This is a genomic window from Actinomadura soli, assembly GCF_005889715.1.
Classification (GTDB): domain Bacteria; phylum Actinomycetota; class Actinomycetes; order Streptosporangiales; family Streptosporangiaceae; genus Spirillospora; species Spirillospora soli.
In genome coordinates this window covers 1-21127 of the sequence record NZ_VCKW01000035.1, presented here as the reverse complement: position 1 = coordinate 21127, position 21127 = coordinate 1, and the positions used below count along the sequence as shown (strand labels likewise).

At 72.2% G+C, this 21127-nt stretch carries 19 protein-coding genes; 14 read left to right on the top strand and 5 right to left on the bottom strand.

Features of this window, described 5'->3' with window-relative positions; all coding sequences use genetic code 11:
• Nucleotides 1–50: 50 nt before the first annotated feature.
• The 3 genes from ETD83_RS09485 to ETD83_RS09475 all read left to right on the top strand — a co-directional run bounded on the left by ETD83_RS09485 (nt 51) and on the right by ETD83_RS09475 (nt 2507).
• Complete coding sequence (locus ETD83_RS09485) at nt 51–1034, top strand: DUF5954 family protein (RefSeq protein ID WP_138644694.1); 984 nt, start codon at nt 51–53, stop codon at nt 1032–1034.
• A 44-nt stretch (nt 1035–1078) separates the two neighbouring features.
• On the top strand, nt 1079–1633 hold the full coding sequence (locus ETD83_RS09480) for a hypothetical protein (RefSeq protein ID WP_230420782.1): 555 nt from the start codon (nt 1079–1081) through the stop codon (nt 1631–1633).
• 64 nt (nt 1634–1697) lie between these two features.
• On the top strand, nt 1698–2507 hold the full coding sequence (locus tag ETD83_RS09475) for a VOC family protein (RefSeq protein ID WP_138644693.1): 810 nt from the start codon (nt 1698–1700) through the stop codon (nt 2505–2507).
• Here ETD83_RS09475 and ETD83_RS09470 read toward each other — a convergent pair whose 3' ends face one another.
• Nucleotides 2508–3008, bottom strand: a complete 501-nt coding sequence (locus tag ETD83_RS09470; protein ID WP_138644692.1) for a hypothetical protein — start codon at nt 3006–3008, stop codon at nt 2508–2510. It lies immediately after the preceding gene.
• A gap of 55 nt (nt 3009–3063) precedes the next feature.
• Nucleotides 3064–3942, bottom strand: a complete 879-nt coding sequence (locus tag ETD83_RS09465) for a DUF4231 domain-containing protein (protein WP_138644691.1) — start codon at nt 3940–3942, stop codon at nt 3064–3066.
• 319 nt (nt 3943–4261) lie between these two features.
• On the opposite strand from ETD83_RS09465, the gene ETD83_RS09460 reads away from it, so the two are divergent.
• From ETD83_RS09460 to fxsT, 4 genes are all read left to right on the top strand, one after another.
• Entirely contained in the window at nt 4262–4480 is a 219-nt protein-coding gene (locus tag ETD83_RS09460) for a hypothetical protein (protein WP_138644690.1), read from the top strand.
• An 18-nt stretch (nt 4481–4498) separates the two neighbouring features.
• Nucleotides 4499–6796, top strand: a complete 2298-nt coding sequence (locus ETD83_RS09455) for an FxsB family cyclophane-forming radical SAM/SPASM peptide maturase (protein ID WP_138644689.1) — start codon at nt 4499–4501, stop codon at nt 6794–6796.
• A gap of 82 nt (nt 6797–6878) precedes the next feature.
• Nucleotides 6879–8075, top strand: coding sequence for a TIR-like protein FxsC (locus tag ETD83_RS09450; RefSeq protein WP_138644688.1), 1197 nt, complete (start codon nt 6879–6881; stop codon nt 8073–8075).
• 17 nt (nt 8076–8092) lie between these two features.
• Nucleotides 8093–12088, top strand: a complete 3996-nt coding sequence (gene fxsT, locus ETD83_RS09445) for an FxSxx-COOH system tetratricopeptide repeat protein (protein ID WP_138644687.1) — start codon at nt 8093–8095, stop codon at nt 12086–12088.
• Nucleotides 12089–12095: 7 nt separating this feature from the next.
• Here fxsT and ETD83_RS09440 read toward each other — a convergent pair whose 3' ends face one another.
• Nucleotides 12096–12986 carry an alpha/beta fold hydrolase gene (locus ETD83_RS09440; protein WP_138644686.1) on the bottom strand — a complete coding sequence of 297 codons (891 nt, stop codon included), beginning with the start codon at nt 12984–12986 and terminating at the stop codon, nt 12096–12098.
• Between the two features lie 161 nt (nt 12987–13147).
• Here ETD83_RS09440 and ETD83_RS09435 point away from each other — a divergent pair, with 161 nt between their 5' ends.
• The 7 genes from ETD83_RS09435 to bsaP all read left to right on the top strand — a co-directional run bounded on the left by ETD83_RS09435 (nt 13148) and on the right by bsaP (nt 20459).
• On the top strand, nt 13148–13888 hold the full coding sequence (locus ETD83_RS09435; RefSeq protein WP_138644685.1) for a PIG-L deacetylase family protein: 741 nt from the start codon (nt 13148–13150) through the stop codon (nt 13886–13888).
• Complete coding sequence (locus tag ETD83_RS09430; RefSeq protein WP_138644684.1) at nt 13885–14574, top strand: 4-carboxy-4-hydroxy-2-oxoadipate aldolase/oxaloacetate decarboxylase; 690 nt, start codon at nt 13885–13887, stop codon at nt 14572–14574. Before ETD83_RS09435 ends, ETD83_RS09430 begins: the two co-directional genes overlap by 4 nt.
• The gene (locus tag ETD83_RS09425; RefSeq protein WP_138644683.1) at nt 14571–15623 is read left to right on the top strand and encodes a 4-oxalomesaconate tautomerase; all 1053 of its coding nucleotides are present in this window, start codon (nt 14571–14573) and stop codon (nt 15621–15623) included. Before ETD83_RS09430 ends, ETD83_RS09425 begins: the two co-directional genes overlap by 4 nt.
• Nucleotides 15620–16570 carry a catechol 2,3-dioxygenase gene (locus tag ETD83_RS09420; protein WP_138644682.1) on the top strand — a complete coding sequence of 317 codons (951 nt, stop codon included), beginning with the start codon at nt 15620–15622 and terminating at the stop codon, nt 16568–16570. Before ETD83_RS09425 ends, ETD83_RS09420 begins: the two co-directional genes overlap by 4 nt.
• 127 nt (nt 16571–16697) lie before the next feature.
• A complete protein-coding gene (gene fusA / locus ETD83_RS09415; RefSeq protein ID WP_138644681.1) occupies nt 16698–18734 on the top strand; it encodes an elongation factor G in 2037 nt (678 codons plus the stop codon).
• A 178-nt stretch (nt 18735–18912) separates the two neighbouring features.
• A complete protein-coding gene (locus tag ETD83_RS09410) occupies nt 18913–20253 on the top strand; it encodes an acetyl-CoA carboxylase biotin carboxylase subunit (RefSeq protein ID WP_138644680.1) in 1341 nt (446 codons plus the stop codon).
• Between the two features lie 11 nt (nt 20254–20264).
• Nucleotides 20265–20459, top strand: a complete 195-nt coding sequence (gene bsaP / locus ETD83_RS09405) for a biotin synthase auxiliary protein BsaP (RefSeq protein ID WP_138644679.1) — start codon at nt 20265–20267, stop codon at nt 20457–20459.
• A 9-nt stretch (nt 20460–20468) separates the two neighbouring features.
• Here bsaP and ETD83_RS09400 read toward each other — a convergent pair whose 3' ends face one another.
• A complete protein-coding gene (locus tag ETD83_RS09400) occupies nt 20469–20729 on the bottom strand; it encodes a Txe/YoeB family addiction module toxin (RefSeq protein ID WP_138644678.1) in 261 nt (86 codons plus the stop codon).
• Complete coding sequence (locus ETD83_RS09395; RefSeq protein WP_138644677.1) at nt 20726–20977, bottom strand: type II toxin-antitoxin system Phd/YefM family antitoxin; 252 nt, start codon at nt 20975–20977, stop codon at nt 20726–20728. The genes ETD83_RS09400 and ETD83_RS09395 overlap by 4 nt, the downstream gene beginning before the upstream one ends.
• Between the last annotated feature and the right edge of the window lie 150 nt (nt 20978–21127).

Below are 21127 nucleotides of genomic sequence, written 5' to 3'. Positions count from 1 at the left end.
ATGGCCGAATTGCGAGCGCCGACCCCCCGCGCCCTGTGACGATGGGGGGCATGACGGGTAGTGATGGTGCGGCTCTCGCCGGTGACCTGCCCCCTTCGCTGTCGGCGGCGTCGTCGTCGGCGTGGCTCGGCGAGGTGCGGGCGCAGCGGACCCATCCGCTCGTGCTCTGGTACGGGCCCACCTACGGGGTGATGGAGCGCGTCGCCGGCGGCTGGATGATGTCCGGCATGGAGCGGATGACACCGCAGGACGCCCGCGACTCCCTCGCCTGGTGGTTCCGGAACATGGCCCGGGCCGCCGCCACCTCCGGCGCCGACCGCGACGGGTACCGGGACGGGGCTGCGCTCCTCGAACGCGGCCGTCCCGACGAGGTGACCGTCGCCGGGCGCGTGTTCCGCGTCGTGCGCGCCGACCGGTTCTGCCGCTTCGGCGTGGACGGCCCCGAGCCGCCGCGCCCCACCGACCCCGACGACCTGCCCGAGCCGCGCACCCGCCGCGACGCCCGCCGGTTCGACCACGGGCTGCTGCCGCCCGCACGGACGCCCGGGTCGCCGGAGCTGCTCGGGGAACGGTGGGAGAAGGTCCCCGAGGGGCCGGCCGTCCCGCTGGAGGTGACCCGCGACGCGCGCCGCGCGCTCGCCGCCCATCCCCGCGTCGTCCGCCTCGCCGCCCGGTTCGCCGCCGCCGAGAGGGAGAACGGGACGTGGCCGCCGCACGGCCCGTTCCTGCACAGCCCCGCCTCCGTCCGCGACCACCTGGCCGCCTACTTCGACACGATCGTGCCGATGATGCTGCCGTCGTCGCCGGACGTCCTCGCCGAGTACCGGGACGCCGCCGAGCGGCTCCGCGACGGTACGCGCCGCGCCGAGATCACCGTCCTCGGACGCCGGTTCCGCGTCATCCGCTTCGAGTACGTCGTCCGCGTCGGGCCGGACGGGCCCGAGCGCCCGCGCCCGTCCGACTACGACCCCGAAGAGCCCTTCACCCCCGACCCCGAGGAAGCGCGCGGCCTGGGGATCGCCGACGAGGAATAGGCACGCGGCGGCGGGGAGCGCGGCGCCCCGGTAGCGTGGCGGCGGTGAAGGGATTCGCGCGGCGGGAGTTCCAGCTCGTGCTGCTCCGCCGGATGGCCGACTACCAGCCCGGCCTCGTCGAGGACGCGATGCGCGCGCTGGACGCGTCCCGCACCGAGATGCGGGAGGTCAACGCCCGCTGGCAGCGCATCCTCCGGTCCCGGACGTTCCCGCGCGGGCAGCGCCGGTACGAGACCGTCCTCGGCCCGCCCGGCGCCGTCGAGCAGCGCCGGATCGGCGATGTGACCTGCGAGATCGCATGGTGGACCGGGCTGTCGCTGTGGCCCGGCCTGCGCTTTGAGATCATGCTGGCCCCGGACGGCTCGGTCGCGCACGAATGGCTCGCCCGCGACGACGGCGTCCCGGTGCCGCGCCTCGGCACCGTCGACGACCTCGTCCCCTGGGCCTGCGTCGTCGGCGACGTCGCCGCGCGCTTCGGGACCGTCGCCCACCAGGACGGTGAGGCCCCGAGCCGCTGGCACGCCACGCTCACGACGCCGGACGGCACGTTCGCCGCCCACTTCGTCTGGGGCCTGCTCCAAGCGGTCGACAGCGTTTGAACATTGGGATCGTCTTGGCGGTTCGCGGCAAAGGAGATTGCACGCCCATTCTTACCGTGGAGGAATGCCCGAGGTCACCCAGCACGCCCCCGGAACCGCGGCATGGGCGCAGCTGACCAGCCCGGACGTCGGGGCGTCCAAGGAGTTCTACCGCGGCGTCTTCGGTTGGCACTCCTACACGCTGGCCCTGGGTGCGTGGGGCGACAACGAGGTCCTCACGCTCGATGGCGCACAGGGCCCCGAGGTCGCAAGGGTGAACTCGCTCGCCGACGACGCGGAGCCCGCGTCCTGGACGTGCTACTTCCGCGTCGACGACCTTGAGGCCAAGCTCGACGCCGTCCGCGCCGCGGGCGGCGCCGTGAGCGTCGAGCCCGCCGACGTCGCCGACCTCGGCCGCATGGCGCTGTGCTCCGACCCGCAGGGCGCCGACTTCGCCCTCTGGCTGCCCTACAACCTCGAAGGCGCCGGCGTCATCGACGAACCCGGCGCGATGTGCTGGGTCGAGCTGGCCAGCACCGACGTCGAGGACGCGCGCCGCTTCTACGGCAAGGTGTTCGGCTGGACGCCCGTCGACCGCTCCTACTACGCGCCGTCCTACACCAACTGGAAGCTCGGGGACTGGTCCGTGGCCGGCATGCTGCCCATCGAGGAATGGTGGCCGGCCGGGTTCCCGCCGCACTGGATCCCCTACTTCTGGGTCACGGACTGCGACGCCACCGCCCGCCGCGCCGCCGAGCTGGGCGCCCGCGTCCACGTCCCGCCGACCGACATCCGGCCCGGCCGGTTCTCCGTCATGACCGACCCCGCCGGCGCCCGGCTGGCCGTCATCACCCCGGACGTCGCCGGGCGGGCCGCCGCGCCCGCCCGTGCGTGATCACGCGGCGGGGGCCCCGGTGCGCCTCGCGCCCACGGGCCAGATGATGTGCACGGCCATGTCGCGCCTGCGGGCGTACTCGACGATGTCGGCGGTGCCGCCGCGTCCGCCCGCGGGGGCGCCGTCCCAGACGGCGATGAGGCGGTCGACGCGCGCCAGCATCGCCAGCCCGGCCTCCAGGTAGGGGCCCGGGCCGGGCCTGGAGTGCCGCAGCGGCAGCACCACGCAGGCGCGGGCCTTCAGCTCCTCGAAACCGCGCCGCGCCCGGGCGCCGAGCGCGGCGGCGTAGCCGGTGGCGGGGACGATGACCTCCAGGTGCCCGCCGAGCTCCAGGACGGCGCGGGCGAAGATCTGGTCGGCGCCGTCGGCGAGGCACGACACGCCCACGATGTCCTGCGTGTCCCGTGTGCCGTGGGCCTCCAGCAGCGCGCGGATGGCCGCGTCCACATGGGCGGTGGTCGGCTCGTCGAGGTCGCGGTGTCCCGTGATGGCGATCCGCATGGGCTCCCCTGCCTTTCTGTCGAGCGCCGGCCGTACCGCCGTCGTCCGCGCCGGTCTACACATGGGACGCCCACCAGAGGGTGTGTTCCCGCGAGATGGCCTCCTCGACCTCGTCCACGAAATGCGCCCAGTCGGGTTCCGATTCCGGCCATTCGATCCGCGAGGCGATCTCGGCGAGTTCCTGCGCCGCGATGCCGTACGCGGTGGCGAGCTGCTGGTGCTGCCGGGTCTGCACCCAGGCGAGACCGCCCGCCGCGAGCGCGCCCACGATGCCCGGCAGGTCGAGCGAGAGGATGCCCACCGCTTCGAGGACGGCCGCGACCAGGCCGCACGCCTCCAGCGACGCCAGCAGCAGCGACCAGCGCGCGACGCTGCGGCCGTGCTGCATCGAGCGGCGCGCGTACCAGCGGTACTGGTCCTCGATCCGGCCGACCCGGTAGGCCGCCCGGCGCACGTCGAGCGGGCGGCTCCGGAGCTCCCGCATCTCGTCGGTCACCTGGAGGCCGCCGCCGTCGGCGTCGACGACCAGGGCGTGCAGGTTGCCGCGGATCACCGCGAAGCGGGCCAGGAGCAGCGACTCGGCGGCGCGCTCGTCCACGTCCTCCGCGCCGAACGGCTGCCCCGCCACGGCGTACCGCCACGCGAGCGTCTTGGCGGACTCGGCCGCCGCCCGCGACTCGTACCACTGCCGGTCGGGACGCTCGGTCAGCAGGTACACCTCGACGACCAGGCCCACGCAGAGCCCGGTGGCCGCCAGCACCGCCGCCGCGTCGATCCGGCCCACCTGGATGGTGAGCGTGCCGAGGACGGCGGCGGTCAGCAGCGCGGCGAGCCGGAGCGCGGTCGCGGTGAGCAGCCGGTGCTGCCCAGCGGACGCGCTCGTGTCAGCCGCCCGAAAAAGAGCTGGATAGTGTGATTCGGCGAGTGCCTCCACACTTTGAGTGGAATGTCAGCCGGTGTCCGCGTCAAGGGTCTGTGCACAAATCCACACAGGTCACTCGAGGTTGTCCGGCTCCGGTCATCGGATCGCTGAACCGGGGGCGCTAAGTCCTCATCGGAACAGGAACTTTCAACGAAGTACAAGAGGGCTCAGCCTGATAACGGCACGGCCTAAATTGGAGACACGATGGAGAGGGTTGTGGGACCCTGGCGGATACGGCGAGTTTATGGTCTGCACAAAAGTTCGATGGTGCGGTATCCAAGGCCCGCCGGAACGCCGGCCCGCACGATAGTTGTTCTTGCGGACGGGCATAATGTCGCCACGCACTGTAACCGAGCCCGGATGGACGATCATGAATATTGTTGAGGAAGCGGGCGCGCCGGAGCTCGCCGACCTGCGGGAGATGACTCCCGAGGAGCTGGCTTTCGAGGCGGATGCCGCCCGCATCGTCGCACGGTTGACCCGAACCGATGAGAAGCGCGGAGACGGTTCGGATGCCGTCCGGGTCGCCGCGTTCAACTCCTTCATCTGACATCTCATTACAGCAGTCATGCCTCCGTCAACACTGTTCCGCCAATTCGTGCTCAAGGTCCACGGCAGATGTGACCTGGCTTGTGACCACTGCTACGTATTCGAGCACGCCGACCAGGGTTGGCGGAGGCGTCCGGCCGAGATGGCCGTGGCCACCATGGAGCGCGTGGCGGAGCGCGTCGCCGACCACGCGCGCGCCCACGGGCTGACGCGCGTGAGCCTGGTCCTGCACGGCGGCGAGCCGCTGCTGGCCGGGCCCCGCCACCTCGCCGCCCTGATCGCGGCCATGCGGGGGCCGCTGCGCGGCGTCTGCGACGTCGACCTGCGCGTCCACAGCAACGGCGTCCTGCTCGACAAGCGGTTCTGCGACCTGTTCCGCGAGGAGGGCGTCAAGATCGGCATCTCGCTGGACGGCGACCGCACCGCGAACGACAGGCACCGCCTGTACCGCGACGGGCGCAGCAGCTATGACAAGGTCGTCCGGGCGATCGACCTCCTCCGCGCCGACTACCCCGACCTGTACTCCGGCCTGCTGTGCACCATCGACATCGCCAACGACCCGATCGCCGTCTATGAGGCGCTCGTCGCGCACGAGCCGCCCGCGATCGACTTCCTCTGGCCCCACCACACCTGGGACCGCCCGCCGCCCCGGACGTCCCCCACCGCGTACGCCGACTGGCTGAAGGCCATCGCCGACCGGTGGCTGGACGACGGCCGCCCCGTCCCGGTGCGGATCTTCGACTCGATCATCAGCGCGTCCCAGGGCGGGCCGAGCTTCACCGAGTCGCTGGGCCTGGAGGGCAGCGACGTCCTGGTCGTCGAGACCGACGGCGGCTACGAGCAGGCCGACTCGCTGAAGACGGCGTTCGACGGCGCCCCGGACACCGGCATGGACGTCTTCCGGAACTCCGTCGACGACGTCGCCCGGAACGCGGGCATCGAGGCGCGGCAGGGCGGGCTCGCCGCCCTGTGCGAGACCTGCCGGGAGTGCCCGGTCGTCGCCACCTGCGGCGGCGGGCTGTTCGCCCACCGTTACCGCGGCGACGGTTCCGGCTTCACCAATCCCAGCGTCTACTGCGCCGACCTGCTGCCGCTGATCGGCCACGTCCACGACCGCATCGCCCGCCATCCGCACGTCCTGCCGCCCGCCGTCGTGCGCGCCGTCGCGACGGGGCACGGCGACCGCGCCTCGATCGCGCGGCTCGGCGCCGCGCAGGCGATCGGCCGCCGCGCCGTGATCGCCGCCGTCGGCGCCGCCACCGGTTCGTCGGATGGTGGTGGGCGGGGGGAGGACGGTCCGTCGCAGGGCTGGGACGCGGTGAAGCGCATCGGAGCCGCGAGCCCCGACGCCTACGACTGGGCGCTGTCGCATCCCTATGTAAGGGCCTGGGCGGTGGAGCGCCTCCGCGCCCTGGACCGGCCCGGCACGCCGGACGAGGACGGCGACGACGGGCTCCTCGCGACCGTCGCGTGCCTGGCCGCCGCGCGGGCCGTGGAGAACGTGACGCTGACCGTCCCGGTGCGGGACGGCGCGGTCTACTTCCCGGGCGTCGGCCGCTACCCGGTGCCGGGCCGCGGGGAGACCACCGTCCGTGTCGAGGCGGGGAGCCTCACGGTCGACGGCGCCGGGCCGGTCGAGCCCGTCCGCCACCTGACCGCGGGCTGCTTCACCGTCGCGCTCGACGACCTCGACCCGTTCCGCGACTGCCACGACCATCCCGCCGCGCCGCGGCTCGACGCCGACCGGTTCGCCCGGTGGCAGTCGTTCTTCCAGGAGGCGTGGACGCTGCTGGAGAAGGAGTACGCGGAGTACGCGCCCGCGATCGCGGAGGCGCTGACGACGATCGTCCCGCTCGACCCGCCCGCGTCCGGCGCGAGTGTCAGCTCCGCCGCGCGGGACGCCTACGGATCGGTCGGGATCGCGCTGCCCGAGAGCCCCGCCATGCTGTGCCTGCTGATCCTGCACGAGTTCCAGCATGTGAAGCTCGGCGCCGTCCTCGACTTCGCCGACCTGTACGACAAGTCCGACGACCGGCTGTACCACGCGCCGTGGCGCCGCGACCCGCGTCCCCTGGAGGGGCTGCTGCAGGGCACGTACGCGCACGTCGCCGTCGCCGACTTCTGGCTCCGCCGGACGCGCTCCAGCGACCCGGCCGTGGCCGCGGAGGCAGCCCGCCACTTCGGCGACTGGTACCCCAAAACGGTCACCGCCGCACGCACGCTCCAGGAGTCGGGCGCCCTGACCGGTCTCGGCGAGCAGTTCGTCGCGACCATGCGCCGGACGCTGGAGTCGTGGGACCTGCCCGCCGCCCGCTGAATCGGTAAAACTCCACATTTGACGGGCTGTAATCTCCAGAGCCCTGCCGCTATACATTGATGGGATCCCGGAGGGGAGCGGCATGGCGGGGAGAATTCAGGCGGAGGAGAGACGCCCGTACTTCTTCTTAAGTTATGCCAGGTCACGCTACCGCCCGGAAGACTCCGACCGCTGGGTGGCGAAGTTCTTCAACGATCTCTGCCATGACATCGGCCAGGCTACGGGCGCGCTGAATCCCGGCTTTATGGACAGGCAGATTCCGGTCGGCAGCGAGTGGCCCGATCAGCTCGCCGACGCGCTCGCGAACTGCCGCGTCTTCGTCGCGCTGTTCTCCCCGCCCTACTTCACCAGCGAGTACTGCGGCAAGGAATGGGCGGCGTTCCTGAAGCGGTACCACGCGCACACCGCCGGGCTCGACCGCCCGCCCGCGATCATTCCGGCGTGGTGGACGAAGATGGACATCAGCGAGATCCCCGAACCCCTCCACACCATGCAGAACGTGCCACCGGAATTCCCGTCCGCGTACGCGCTGGAGGGCCTCTACGGGATCATGAAACTGGGCCGTTTCCGCGAGCAGTACAAGGAGACGGTGCTGCGGCTGGCCACGGTCGTGAAGGAGCGGGCGGCCGAGTGCGCGCTGCCGTCCGGCGCCGTCCCGTCCCTGTCGACGGTGCGGAGCCCGTTCTCCGACGCGGCGCCGGGGTCCAAGCGCCCCGCCGTGCGGCTCACCCTGGCCGCGCAGGCGATCGACGACCTGCCGCCCGACCGGGACACCTACTACTACGGCCGGACGCCCCGCGAATGGACGCCGTTCCGCGGCGAGGGCCACACGCTGCCGATCGGCTCGTTCGCCGAGCAGGTGCTCAGCGAGCTCGGCCACCAGTCGATCGTGGAGACGGCCGACGAGCCCCCGCAGGAGCCGGCGGACGCGCCCGGAGTGCTGGTCGTCGACCCGTGGGCCGCCCGCGACCGTGACCTCGGCAAGCGGCTCCGGCAGATCGACCAGGACCCCGTCCACGTCCTGGCCCCGTTCAACTCCGACGACCGGCAGACCACGGAAGCCGCCGCCGACCTCGGCGAAGACCTCACCGAGGCGCTGCCGAACGGGTCGGCGCTGAAGGGCTCGGCCATGCGGGTCACGTCGCCCGCCGCGTTCCGCGACGCGCTCCCCAAGGCGGTCAACGAGGCGCTCACCCGGTACCTGAAGACGACCAACGTGCATCCGCCGCAGACTCCGCCGTCCATGTCCCGGCCCACCCTCAGGGACCCGGAGTCCTGAGGCGAGGAGAACCCTTCATGACGAACCCAGCGAACATGACGAACGCAGCGACGACGCCGGATGCGGCGATCACGCCGGACGGAGCCGGCAAGCCGAACGGCGGGACCATCGTCACCTTCTACTCCTACAAGGGCGGCACCGGCCGGACGACCGCGCTCGCCAACGTCGCCTGGATCATGGCCGCCGCCGGGCTGAAGGTGCTCGTCATCGACTGGGACCTCGAATCCCCGGGGCTGCACAAGTTCTTCCACCCGTTCCTCGACCAGAACATCCTGACCTCGACGCCCGGGGTCATCGACATGCTCGACGAGTACTCCTGGGCGACGACGAACAAGCACGCGGACGACGAGCGCGACTGGCACCGCGACTACGCGAAGGTGCTGCGGCACGCGGTGACGCTGGAGTGGGAGTTCCCCGGCGAGGGGACGCTCGACTTCATCTCCGCGGGGCGGCAGAACAGGAACTACTCGTCCCTCACCCGGGCCCTGGACTTCGACCACTTCTACGGCCGGCTCGGCGGCGGGCAGTTCTTCGACGCGCTCCGCGAGGACATGCGGCGGCACTACGACTACGTCCTGATCGACAGCCGCACCGGCTACAGCGACATCGCCGACATCTGCACGCTGCACTTCCCGGACGTCCTCGTCGACTGCTTCACCCTCAGCTACCAGAGCATCGACGGCGCCGCCGACATCGCCCACAACATCGACAAGCGCGACCATGTGCGGCCCATCCGCATCCTCCCGGTCCCGATGCGGATCGACTTCGGCGAGAACGCGAAGGTCGAGGCGGGGCGGGCGTACGCGCGGGCGCGCTTCGACCGCTTCCCGCGCGGCATGACCCGGCAGGAGGCCAACGGATACTGGCTGTCGATCGAGATCCCCTACCGGCCGTACTACGCGTTCGAGGAGACGCTCGCGACGTTCGGCGACGCGCCCGGCTCGCCGAACTCGATGCTCGCCGCGTTCGAGCGGCTCACCAAGGTGATCACCGAGGGGCGGGTGGGCGAGTACCGGCCCGCCGAGGAGGAGCTGCGCCTCGCCACCCTCGACCGGTTCACCCGGCGGGGCCCGACCGAGGTCTCCGGCGTGCTCATCAGCTACGTCTCCGCCGACCGCCCGTGGGTCGACTGGATGGCGCTGGTCCTCGGGCGCGCCGGGTTCCGCGTCGACACCCGCAGCGTGGACGCGGCGACGGGCGACGTCCCCGGCGACGAGCCCGGCGAGCACACGATCGTGCTGCTCTCGCCCGACTCGGTGAGCTCGCCGAACGCGCTGCGGGCCTGGGAGTCGCTGGTGAGCCGCACCGCGGCGCCGCAGCGCAGGCTGACGGCCGTCCGGGTGCAGGACGCCGCGCTGCGGACGGTGGTCACCGACCAGCTGCCCCTCGACCTCACCGGGCTCGGGGAGCGCGACGGCGCGGAGGCCCTCGTCCGGGCGCTCGGCCGCCCGGGGTACACCTTCGACCACCCGGCCGAGCACTCGCGGGTGGGGCCGAGGTTCCCCGGCTCCGCCCGGACCGCGCCGGAGATCTGGAACGCCGACCGCCGCAACGCCGTGTTCACCGGACGCGGGCGGCTGCTGGAGGTGCTCCGCGACCAGCTCCTCGGGACGACGCAGCGGGTCGTCATGCCGCAGGCCCTGCACGGCCTCGGCGGAGTGGGAAAGACCCAGGTGGCGCTGGAGTACGCCCACCGGTTCAAGGCCGACTACGACCTCGTGTGGTGGATCAGCGCCCAGTCGGCCGACTCGATCCGGGTGGCGCTGGCGAACCTGGCCGAGCAGCCGCAGCTCAGGCTGCGCGTCGGGGAGAACATCGCCGACGCCGCCGGCGCCGCGCTGGAGGCGCTGCGGCGCGGCGAGCCCACCTCCCGCTGGCTGCTGATCTTCGACAACGCGGAGAACCCGGAAGAGCTGAAGCCGTACCTGCCGGGCGGGGACGGGCACGTCCTCATCACCTCCCGCGACCCGGCGTGGACGGAGCTCGCCAACCCGGTCGCCGTGGACGTGTTCACCGAGGAGGAGGCCGCCGAGCACCTGGTCCGCCGCGTCCAGGACATCTCCGAGGAGAGCGCCCGCAAGATCGGCACGGCGCTCGGCTACCTGCCGCTCGCGATCGAGCAGGCGGCGGCGTGGCTCGCGTCCACGTTCATGCCGGCGAGCGAGTACCTGGAGGCGCTGGAGAACGAGACGGCGTCCACGCTGGAGCGCAGCGCGGAGAGCTTCCCGCAGTCGGTCGCGATGACGTGGAGCGTCACGTTCCGGCAGCTGCGGGAGGCGTCCCCGGCCGCGGCGCGGCTTCTGGAGCTGCTCGCGTTCTTCTCCTCCGAGCCCATTTCGCTCGACCTCGTCTACAGCGACGTGACCGCCGGGATCCTCGCCGCCTACGACGAGACCGTCCGCGACACGCTGGTGATCGGCAAGCACGTCCGGGAGATCAGCCGGTTCGCGCTGGCGAAGGTCGACCAGGGCAACAAGTCGATCCGGGTGCACCCGCTCGTCCAGGCCGTCATCCGGCACGGGCTCGACCCCGACCTGACGGACACGACCTGCCACGACGTGCACAAGATCCTGCTGGGCGCGCGGCCGAGCCACGGCGACACCGACGACCCGGGCAACTGGCCGAACCTGGAGGAGATCCTCCCGCATGTGAAGCCGTCCAGGGCGGCGAGCTGCGACGACGAGGACGTCCGGCAGATGCTCACCGACCTCGTCCGGTACCAGTGGAAGCGCGGCGTGTTCGACAGCGCGATGGCGGCCGGGCAGGAGCTGGTCGCCGAGTGGAGCGGCAAGCTCGGCGAGGACCACTGGCAGTGGCTGTTCCTGCGGTCGCAGATCGCGAACGTGCTGCGCTCGCAGGGCAACTTCCAGGAGGCGTACGACCTCGACCAGGACGTCCTTGACCGGCAGCGCAACTCCCCGACGCTCGGACCGACCCACCCGCACACGCTGATCACCGCGGGCAACCTGGCGGCCGACATGCGCGCGATGGGCGACTACCGCGGCGCGCTCGCGCTGGACCTGCAGACCTACGAGCAGGCGGGCACGCCGTGGGGGGACGACCACCCGCGCACGCTGATGATCGCGCACAACCTGGCGATCGACTACCGGCTGACCGGCGACTGGGAGAGCGCCTACCGCTACGACACCGAGACGCTCCGGATGCGCCGCGCCCAGCTCGGCGACGACCACCCCTACACGCTGTTCTCCGAGGCGAACGTGGCGCGCGACCTGCGCGAGGCGGGGCGCTACGACGAGTCCGTCGTCCAGCTCCGCGACGTGTACCGGCGGTACGTGGACGTCCTCGGCGACCAGATCCTGGACACGCTGCGGACGGGCAAGAGCCTCGCGGTGTCGCTGCGCCGCGCCGGGCTGCGCGAGGAGGCGCTCGCGCTGGCGGAGGACACCTACGCCCGCTACCAGCGGCATTTCCCGGAGTCGCCGGACACGCTGCCCGCCGACCTGGAGGTCGCGGCGTGCATGGGCGAGCTCGGCGACGTGGTCGGCGCCCGCGACCGGACGCGCGCCGTGCTGGCCCGGCACCGCGCGCAGATGGGCGACGAGCACCCGTACACCGTGATGATCGAGAACAACCTCGGCTGCTACCTGCGCTACACCGGCGACCTCGACACGGCCGTCGCGCTCACCGCCAAGACGTCCTCGCTGCTCGTGCGGCTGCTCGGCCCCGGCCATCCGCTGGTGCTGCTCGCGGCCGTCAACCACGCGAACTGCCTCGGCGGCGCGGGGCGCCTGGAGGACGCCGAGGCGCGCGAGCGGGACGCGCTCGCCGGCCTGGTCAGGGTGTACGGCGAGGAGCATCCGGACACGTGCTTCGGCCGCGGCAACCTGTCGGTCACGCTGGAGGCCATGGGCCGGGTGTCGGAGTCGCGGGAGCTGCGGGAGCGGGCCGTCGCCGGGCTGCTGAGGCTCGGCGAGCAGCGCCCGCATCCGCTGATCGCGGCCGTCCGGGACGGCCTGCGCGTCGACCGCGACTTCGAGCTGCACCCGGTCTGAGCCCGGGCTACACCGGCTCTGAGAGAGGTGTGGCCGGGCGGGCCAGCCACGACAGGACGTCCGGCAGCACGTTGAACGCCGCGAAGTGCGCCGAGCCCGGCTGGACGACGACCGTCGAGGACGGGATCCGGTCGGCCAGCCAGCGGGAGTGCCCGGCGGGGGAGAAGGTGTCGTTCGCGCCGTGCCACAGCATCGTCGGGACGACGATGTCGCCGAGCTCGAACCCCCACGGCGCGCAGAACGCGAGCAGGTCGTCGATCCAGCCGTCGGCGGACGTCCGGAACGCCTCCTGGAACGTCTCCAGCAGCAGCCTCCGCATCCCGGACTCCAGGACGACGCGGCGGTCCGACTGGGTCAGCTCGGCGTAGAGGTTCGCGACGTGCTGCGCCGGGTTCGCCCGGATGCGGTCGGCGATGGACCGCAGCCGGTCCGCGATGAGCGGGCCCTGCCCCCGCACGGCCATGTACTCCCGGGTGTTGGACGCCGCCATCCCCTCGAACCAGTCCAGGCCCTCCGCCTCGGCGGGCGCGAGGCCGACCAGCGCCGCGACGCGGACGGCGCGGCCGGGCAGCAGCGCCGCGCACGCGAGCGCGTGCGGGCCGCCGCCGGACCGGCCGAGCACGGCGAACCGCTCCAGGCCGAGGACGTCTGCGAGCAGCCGCACGTCGTCGGCGATGTCGGCGACGACGCGTCCGCTCCTGCGGCCGGAGAGCCCGTAGCCGGGACGGTCGAAGCTGATGAGCCGGATCCCGCGCTGGTAAAGGACCATGGGGCGCGGGATGGGGCCGAGCCTGCTGCCGGGCGTGCCGTGCAGAAGGAAGACGGGAGAACCGGTCGGGACCCCCCATTCCTCCACGGCGAGCTCTCGTCCGTCCGCCGTGAATACGACCCTCGTCAAGACAGTCCTCCGTTCTCCGGATCCCCGGAGTGCACCGGCGCGTAACCGTCCCCTGTCCCCGCTTCTAACTGAACAGCTCGGCACGCGTCAACCCGGCGTGTCACACCCACTGTGCGCAGAATTGTTGACAATTTGGGTGACAAGGATGAGGGTGTGGGGACATGAGCGACGACACCCCGTCCAGCCCCCTGCTCGTGATCAGCGCCCACGCGGGCGACTTCGTGTGGCGCGCCGCGGGCGCCATCGCCCTGGCCGCCTCGCGCGGCGACCGCGCGAAGGTCGTGTGCCTCAGCTACGGCGAGCGCGGCGAGTCCGCGCGGGCGTGGCGCGAGGGCAGGGGCCTCGACGAGATCAAGGCGCTGCGGCGCGGCGAGGCGGAGGCCGCGGCGGCCGAGCTCGGCGCGGAGATCGAGTTCCTGGACGCCGGCGACTACCCGCTGCGGGAGACGCCGGAGCTGGTGGACCGGCTCGTCCGGGTGTACCGGGAGTTCGAGCCGGCGGTCGTCCTGACGCATACGCTCGCCGACCCGTACAACGGCGACCATCCGGCGGCTGCGCGGATGGCGCTGCAGGCGCGGGTGCTGGCGCAGGCGATCGGCTACGACGCGCCCGGCGACCCGCTCGGCGCGCCCCCGGTGTTCTTCTTCGAGCCGCACCAGCCGGAGCAGTGCGACTTCAAACCGGACGTCCTGCTCGACATCACCCCGGTGTTCGAGCGCAAGCGGAAGGCGATGGAGCGCCTGCCCGCGCAGGTCCACATGTGGGAGTACTACACCGAGCTGGCGAAGCGGCGGGGCGTGCAGCTCAAGCGGAACGCGGGCCCGAACCTCGGGCTCCCGCACGACACCCGGGCCGAGGCGTACGTCCGGCTGTACCCGCAGACGACGGCGGTGCTGGCGTGAGGACGGTCGTCGTCACCAACCCGCCCCGCGCCGACGCCGCCCTCGCGGACGCGCTCGCCGGGTACGGGGTCGCGACCGTCCACGAGGCCATGGGCCGGACGGGCTATCTCGGCCCGTCGATCCGTCCGGTGCATCTGGGGTCCCGGATCGGCGGCTCGGCGGTCACGGTGCTGTCCTGGCCGGGCGACAACCTGATGATCCATGTCGCGGTCGAGCAGTGCCGTCCCGGGGACGTGCTGGTCGTGGCGACGACGTCGCCGTCCACGGACGGGATGTTCGGCGAGCTGTTCGCGACCGCGCTCCAGCACCGGGGCGTGCGCGGGCTCGTCATCGACGCCGGGGTGCGGGACGTCGCCGAACTGCACGCGATGGGCTTCCCGGTGTGGTCGGCGGCCGTGAGCGCGCAGGGGACGGTGAAGGCCACGCCCGGCTCGGTGAACGTCCCGGTGACGATCGGCGGGCAGGTCATAAGGCCGGGCGACACGATCCTCGCCGACGACGACGGGGTGCTGCGCGTGCGGCGCGAGGACGCCGCGAGCGCGGTCGCCGCCGCTCGGGCCCGCGCCGAGAAGGAGGAGGCCACGCGGGAGGCGTTCCGGCGCGGCGAGCTGGGCCTCGACCGCTACGGGCTCCGCGCGCGGCTGCCCGGGCTGGGCATCGACTACGTCGAATACGAGGACTCATGAGCGGCGGCGTGCGCTGCATGATCATGCGCGGCGGGACGTCCAAGGGCGCCTACTTCCTGGCGGACGACCTGCCGCCGTCCGCCGCCGACCGCGACGACCTGCTGCTGCGCGTCATGGGCACGCCCGACCCCCGCCAGATCGACGGGATCGGCGGCGCGCACCCGCTGACCAGCAAGGTCGCCGTCGTGTCCCGCTCGGACGCCCCGGACGCCGACGTCGACTACCTGTTCCTCCAGCTCGGCGTGGAGGAGCCGACCGTCACCGACCGGCAGAACTGCGGGAACATCCTCGCGGGCATCGGGCCGTTCGCCGTCGAACGCGGGCTGGTCACGGCGGGCGGGGAGCGCACGAGCGTCCGCATCCGCATGGTCAACTCGGGCGGCATCGCCACCGCCACCTTCCCGACTCCCGGCGGGACGGCCGGCTACGACGGCGACACCGCGATCTCCGGCGTCCCCGGCACCGCCGCCCCGATCCTGCTGGACTTCGCCGGGACGGCCGGGTCGTCCTGCGGGGCGCTGCTGCCCACCGGCCGTCCCCGCGACGTGATCGACGGCATCGAGGTGACCTGCGTCGACAACGGGATGCCGGTGGTCGTGGCCGCCGCGTCGTCCCTCGGCGTCACCGGCCACGAGAGCCCGGACGAGCTGGCCCGCCTGCGCGACCGCGTCCAGTCGCTGCGGCTCCGGGCCGGTGAGCTGATGGGCCTCGGCGACGTCGCGGACGCCTCCGTGCCGAAGACGACCCTCGTCGCCCCGCCCCGCGACGGCGGCATGATCTGCACGCGGACGTTCATCCCGCTGCGCGTGCACGCCTCGATCGGCGTGCTCGGCGCCGTCACCGTCGCGACCGCGCTGCTCATCGACGGCGCGGTCGGCCGCGACCTCGCCGCGTTCCCGCCGCCGGGCGACCCCATGAGCATCGAGCACCCCACCGGCCGCCTGGACGTGGCGGTCGACCTCGACGGCACGTCCGTCCGGCGGGCGGGTGTCGTCCGCACGGCGCGCAAGCTCGCCGACGGCACAGTCTTCCCCCGGAGCCGCACATGACCATCAAGCATGAGATCGCGCACGTCGCGCACGTCGAGCTGCTGACGCCCGAGCCGGAGAAGAGCCTGTGGTTCTTCACCCGCGTCATGGGCCTCACCGAGAACGGCTCCGAGGGCGACTCGGTGTACCTGCGCACCTGGGACGACTACGAGCACCACACGCTCAAGCTCACCGCGCACGGCACGTCCGGCATCCGGCGGACGGGGCTGCGCGCGTCCTCACAGGAGGCGCTCGACCGGCGCGTCAAGGCCATCGAGGACGCGGGCCTCGGCGTCGGCTGGCGCGACGGCGACCCAGGACTCGGCCCCACCTACGTGTTCCGCGACCCGGACGGCCACGAGCTGGAGATCTACTGGGAGTCGGAGTGGTACCAGGCGCCGCCCGAGCTTGCGCCGTCGCTGAAGAACCAGGCGCAGGCGTACCCGGCGCTCGGCGTGTGCGTCCGCCGCCTCGACCACGTCAACTTCCTGGCCGCCGACGTCGAGCCGTCGACCGACTTCCTGCGGGACGTCCTCGGCGGCCACCCCACCGAGCAGATCCGCCTGGACGACGGCGCCATCGCCGGACGCTGGGTCACCTTCACCAACAAGTCGTACGACCTCGTCTACACCCGCGACTGGACGCGCAGCCACGGCCGCCTGCACCACATCGCGTTCGCCACCGACACCCGCGAGGACATCCTCCGCGCCGCCGACATCTTCCTCGACAAGGGCGTCTTCATCGAGACCGGCCCGCACAAGCACGCCATCCAGCAGACGTTCTTCCTCTACGTCTACGAGCCGGGCGGGAACCGCGTCGAGCTGTGCAACCCGTGCGCCCGCCTCATCCTGGCCCCCGACTGGAAGACCATCACCTGGACCGAGGCCGAACGAGCCAAGGGCCAGGCGTGGGGCCTGAAGACCATCGAGTCCTTCCACACCCACGGGACCCCGCCCGTCGACTCCTGAGCAGGACCCCTCCTTCCCGCGGAAAACCCTTGGCGCCCGCCGGTTCTCCGCGGCTACGGTGCGCTTGCCGCAAAGGGACGATCTTGTCCGGCGGCGGTCGTCATCCGAGAGAAACGGAGGATTCCCGATGACAACCACATTCCTTGCACTCTCCAAGGTCCGCAACATCGGGATCATGGCGCACATCGACGCCGGGAAGACGACGACCGCCGAGCGCATCCTGTTCTTCACCGGCGTGTCCCGCCGCATCGGCGAGGTGCACGACGGCGCCGCCGCGCTGGACTTCCTGAAACAGGAGCGCGACCGCGGCATCACGATCACGTCCGCCGCCACGACCTGCCACTGGACGGCCGACGGCGCCGAGCACACGATCAACCTGATCGACACGCCGGGGCACGTCGACTTCACCATCGAGGTCGAGCGGTGCCTGCGCGTCCTCGACGGCGCCGTGACGGTGTTCGACGGCGTCGCGGGCGTCGAGCCGCAGTCGGAGACGGTGTGGCGGCAGGCCGACCGGTACGGCGTGCCGCGGATCTGCTTCGTCAACAAGCTCGACCGGGCCGGTGCCGACTTCCACCGCTGCGTGGAGATGATCCGCGAGCGGCTGGGGGCCGTCCCGCTGGTCACGCAGCTTCCGATCGGGTCCGAGGACGCGTTCGAGGGCGTCGCCGACCTGGTGTCCGGCCAGGCGCACGTCTGGCGGGACGACCGGTACGTCGTCGTTGACGTCCCGTCACGCATGGCCGAGGACGTCCGGCGATGGCGGGCCGCGCTCGCCGAGACGGTCGCCGAGCACGACGAGGAGTTCATGGAGCTGTACCTCAGCGGCGCCGAGCCGTCGCGGGAGCAGTTGCAGGCGGCGATCCGGCGGCTCACGGTCGCGTCCGCGGTGACGCCGGTGCTCTGCGGCAGCGCGTTCAAGAACAAGGGCGTCCAGCCCCTCCTGGACGCGGTCGTCCGCTACCTGCCGTCACCGCTGGACGTGGCGGCGGACGCCACGGCCGCGCCGGACGACGGCGCCCCGCTCGCCGCGCTCGCCTTCAAGATCATGAGCGACCGGTATCTGGGGCGGCTCACGTTCGTCCGGATCTACTCGGGACGGCTCGTGTCCGGCGCCCCGGTGCTGAACAGCGTCAAGGCCCGCAAGGAGCGCATCGGCAAGATCTACCGCGTCCACGCCGGTGACCGCGAGGAGATCGCGTCGGCGGGCGCGGGCGACATCGTCGCGGTCATGGGCCTGAAGCGGACCACGACCGGCGAGACGCTGTGCGACGACGCGCACCCCGTGATCCTGGAGTCGATGGACTTCCCGGACCCGGTGATCGAGGTCGCGGTCGAGCCGAGGTCGAAGGGCGACGTGGACAAGCTGGGCGACGCCATCCGGCGGCTGTCGGAGGAGGACCCCTCCTTCACGGTGCGCGACGACGGCGGCCAGACCGTCATCGGCGGCATGGGCGAGCTCCATCTGGAGGTCCTCATCGACCGGATGAAGGAGGAGTTCCACGTCGAGGCCAACGTCGGACGGCCGCGCGTCGCCTACCGCGAGACCGTCCGGCACCGGGTGGACAAGGTCGGCCACCTGCACCGCAAGCAGTCGGGAGGAAAGGGCCAGTACGCGAAGGTGCAGATCGCCCTCGAACCGATCGCGGACGGGTACGAGTTCGTCAACCGGGTCACCGGCGGGCGGATCCCGAAGGAGTTCATCCCGTCCGTGGACGCGGGCTGCCAGGACGCGATGCAGGCCGGCGTCCTCGCGGGGCACGAGCTGACGGGCGTGCGGGTCACCCTCCTGGACGGCGACTTCCACCCCATCGACTCGTCCGAGCTCGCCTTCCGGATCGCCGGTTCGATGGCGTTCAAGGAGGCCGTCCGCCGCGCGTCCCCGGTGCTGCTCGAACCGGTGATGGCCGTCGAGGTCACCATCCCCGAGGAGCATCTCGGCGCGGTCATCGGCGACCTGAACGCCCGGCGCGGCCGGGTCGAGGGCGGCGGTGAGCGCGGCGGCGCCCGGCTCGTCCACGCCCTGGTGCCGCTGTCGGAGATGTTCGGCTATGTCGGCGATCTCCGCGGCATGACGTCGGGCCGCGGCGTCTTCACGATGCGGTTCGACTCCTACGCCGAGGTCCCGCCCTCGGTCGCCCAGAAGATCATCGCCGCCGGTTGAGCCAGGTCAGGGGGCCGCACCCCGCATGCGGCCCCCGTCCGCCCGTATCGCCTCGGCCGGCGCACAAAACCGCGGGCCGTTATTTGTGCGGCGCACGGCCGGACGCGGCGGCGCCGCCGGCGCTAGTCTCGGCCGGGTCGGGGCATCCGGTCCCGCCGATCCGCGAGGGGGTCCGCAGGTGTTCGAGTCCGTGCTCGTGGCGAACCGCGGGGAGATCGCCGGCCGGATCGTGCACACCGCCCGCGCCATGGGCGTGAAGGCCATCGCCGTGCACTCCGACGCCGATTCCGACCTCCCGTTCGTCGCGGAGGCGGACGAGGCCGTCCTCATCGGCCCCGCCGACCCCGTGCGCAGCTACCTCAACGTCCCGGCGATCCTGGAGGCCGCGCACCGGACGAACGCGCGGGCCGTCCACCCCGGCCACGGGTTCCTCGCCGAGGACGCCGCGTTCGCCCGTGCCGTCGCCGCGCGCGGCCTCGTCTGGATCGGCCCGCCGCCGCTCGCCGCCGCCCGGATGAGCGACAAGATCAACGCCCGGAACCTGATGAAGGAGGCGGGCGTCCCCGTCGCTCCCGGCGTCTGGGAGCCCGTCCCCGACTCCGATACCGCCGTCGAGGAGGCGGAGCGCATCGGCTACCCGGTCATGGTGAAGCCCGCCGCCGGCGGTGGCGGCATCGGCCTGGCCGCCGCCCGCGACGAGGCGGAGCTGCGCGCGGCGTACGCGACGGCCCGCGCCCACGCCGAACGGCTCTTCGGGCACGGCGACGTCCTCCTCGAACGGTACGTGGAGGGCGCCCGGCACGTCGACGTGCAGATCCTCGGCCTCGCGGACGGGACCGTCCTCGCGCTCGGCGAGCGGGACTGCTCCGTCCAGCGCCGCCACCAGAAGATCGCCGCGGAGACCCCGTCGCCCGGCGTCACCCCGGAGCTGCGCGAGCGGATGCTCGCCGCCGCCGTGCGCGCGGGCGAGGCGGTCGGCTACCGGGGCGCCGGCACCGTCGAATGCCTCGTCGACCCCGCCGCGGGGGAGTTCTACTTCCTGGAGATGAGCGCCAGCCTCCCGGCCGAGCACCCGATCACCGAGCTGGTCACCGGCATCGACCTGGTCGAGCAGCAGTTCCGCGTCGCCGCCGGCGAGCCCGTCTCGTTCACGGACGCGACCCCGCACGGCCACGCCATCGAGTTCCGCGTCCTCGCCGAAGACCCCCGGCGGTTCCGCCCCGGGACCGGCGAGATCACCGTGTGGGAGGAGCCCGTCGGCGACGGCATCCGCATCGACGCCGGATACGCCGAGGGCACCACCGTCACGCCGCACTACGACCCGCTGCTCGCCACGCTGTGCGTCCACGGCGACGACCGCGCCCACGCGCTCCGCCGCGCCCGCGCCGCCGTCGACGCGTTCCACATCGAGGGGCCGCGCACCAACCTCGCGTTCCTGAGCGAACTGCTCGACCGTCCCGAACTCGCGGACGGAACCTACGACACGGGGCTCGTCGGGCGCATGCGCGACGTCCGTTGAAAGGACCGGCCGTGGAGACCTACTGCGACCGCTGCGGCGACCCCGCCGCCGAAGGCGACCACGCCGCCTGCCGCGCCGCCCGCGAGATGGAGCCGCCCCGCTACTGCCCCCGCTGCCGCCGCCGGATGATCGTCCAGGTCACGCCCCTCGGCTGGACGGCCCGCTGCTCCCAACACGGCGCCCTCCACGACGAACCCGCGCCCTAGGCGCCCGTCTCACCGCCCGTAGTGATACCGGCAGGCGGCGATGCGGATCTCACTCTCGGCCACCCTGTAGACGAGCCGGTGCTCATCTGTGATGCGACGAGACCAGTAGCCGTGGAATCCGTGCTTCAGCGGTTCCGGTTTGCCGATGCCGTCGTTTCCGTTGCGCTGGATGTCCTTGATCAGGACATTGATGCGTCGGAGGACTCGACGATCTTCGGCCTGCCACCAGACGTAGTCGTCCCAGGCGCTCTCATCCCACACGAGCTTCATTCGGCGAGCGAGTGTTCGCTTCCGCCGCCGTGCTCCAGCCGGTCGATGGAGGCCAGCAGGCGGCGGGCGTTCTCCGGGCTCCTGAGCAGGTAGGCGGTCTCCTTCAGCGACTCGTAGTCATCGAGCGCCACGATGACCACCGGCTCGTGACCGGCGCGGGTGATGATCACCTCCTCGCGGTCGTCGACCACCGCGTTGAGTGTCTCGGCGTAGTGCGCGCGAGACTCGGAGTACGTCATCGTCTTCATGCCACTCACCTCCCTGGTACGTACAAGAAATTGTACGTCCAGGGTGGCGGGGCGGCAAACCATCAGGTACGTCATCAACGTCGGCCGGCGGTGCCGCCGGTGGGAGGGGCGGGTCAGGCGATGTCGTCGCAGGTGGATTCGGCGGGGAGG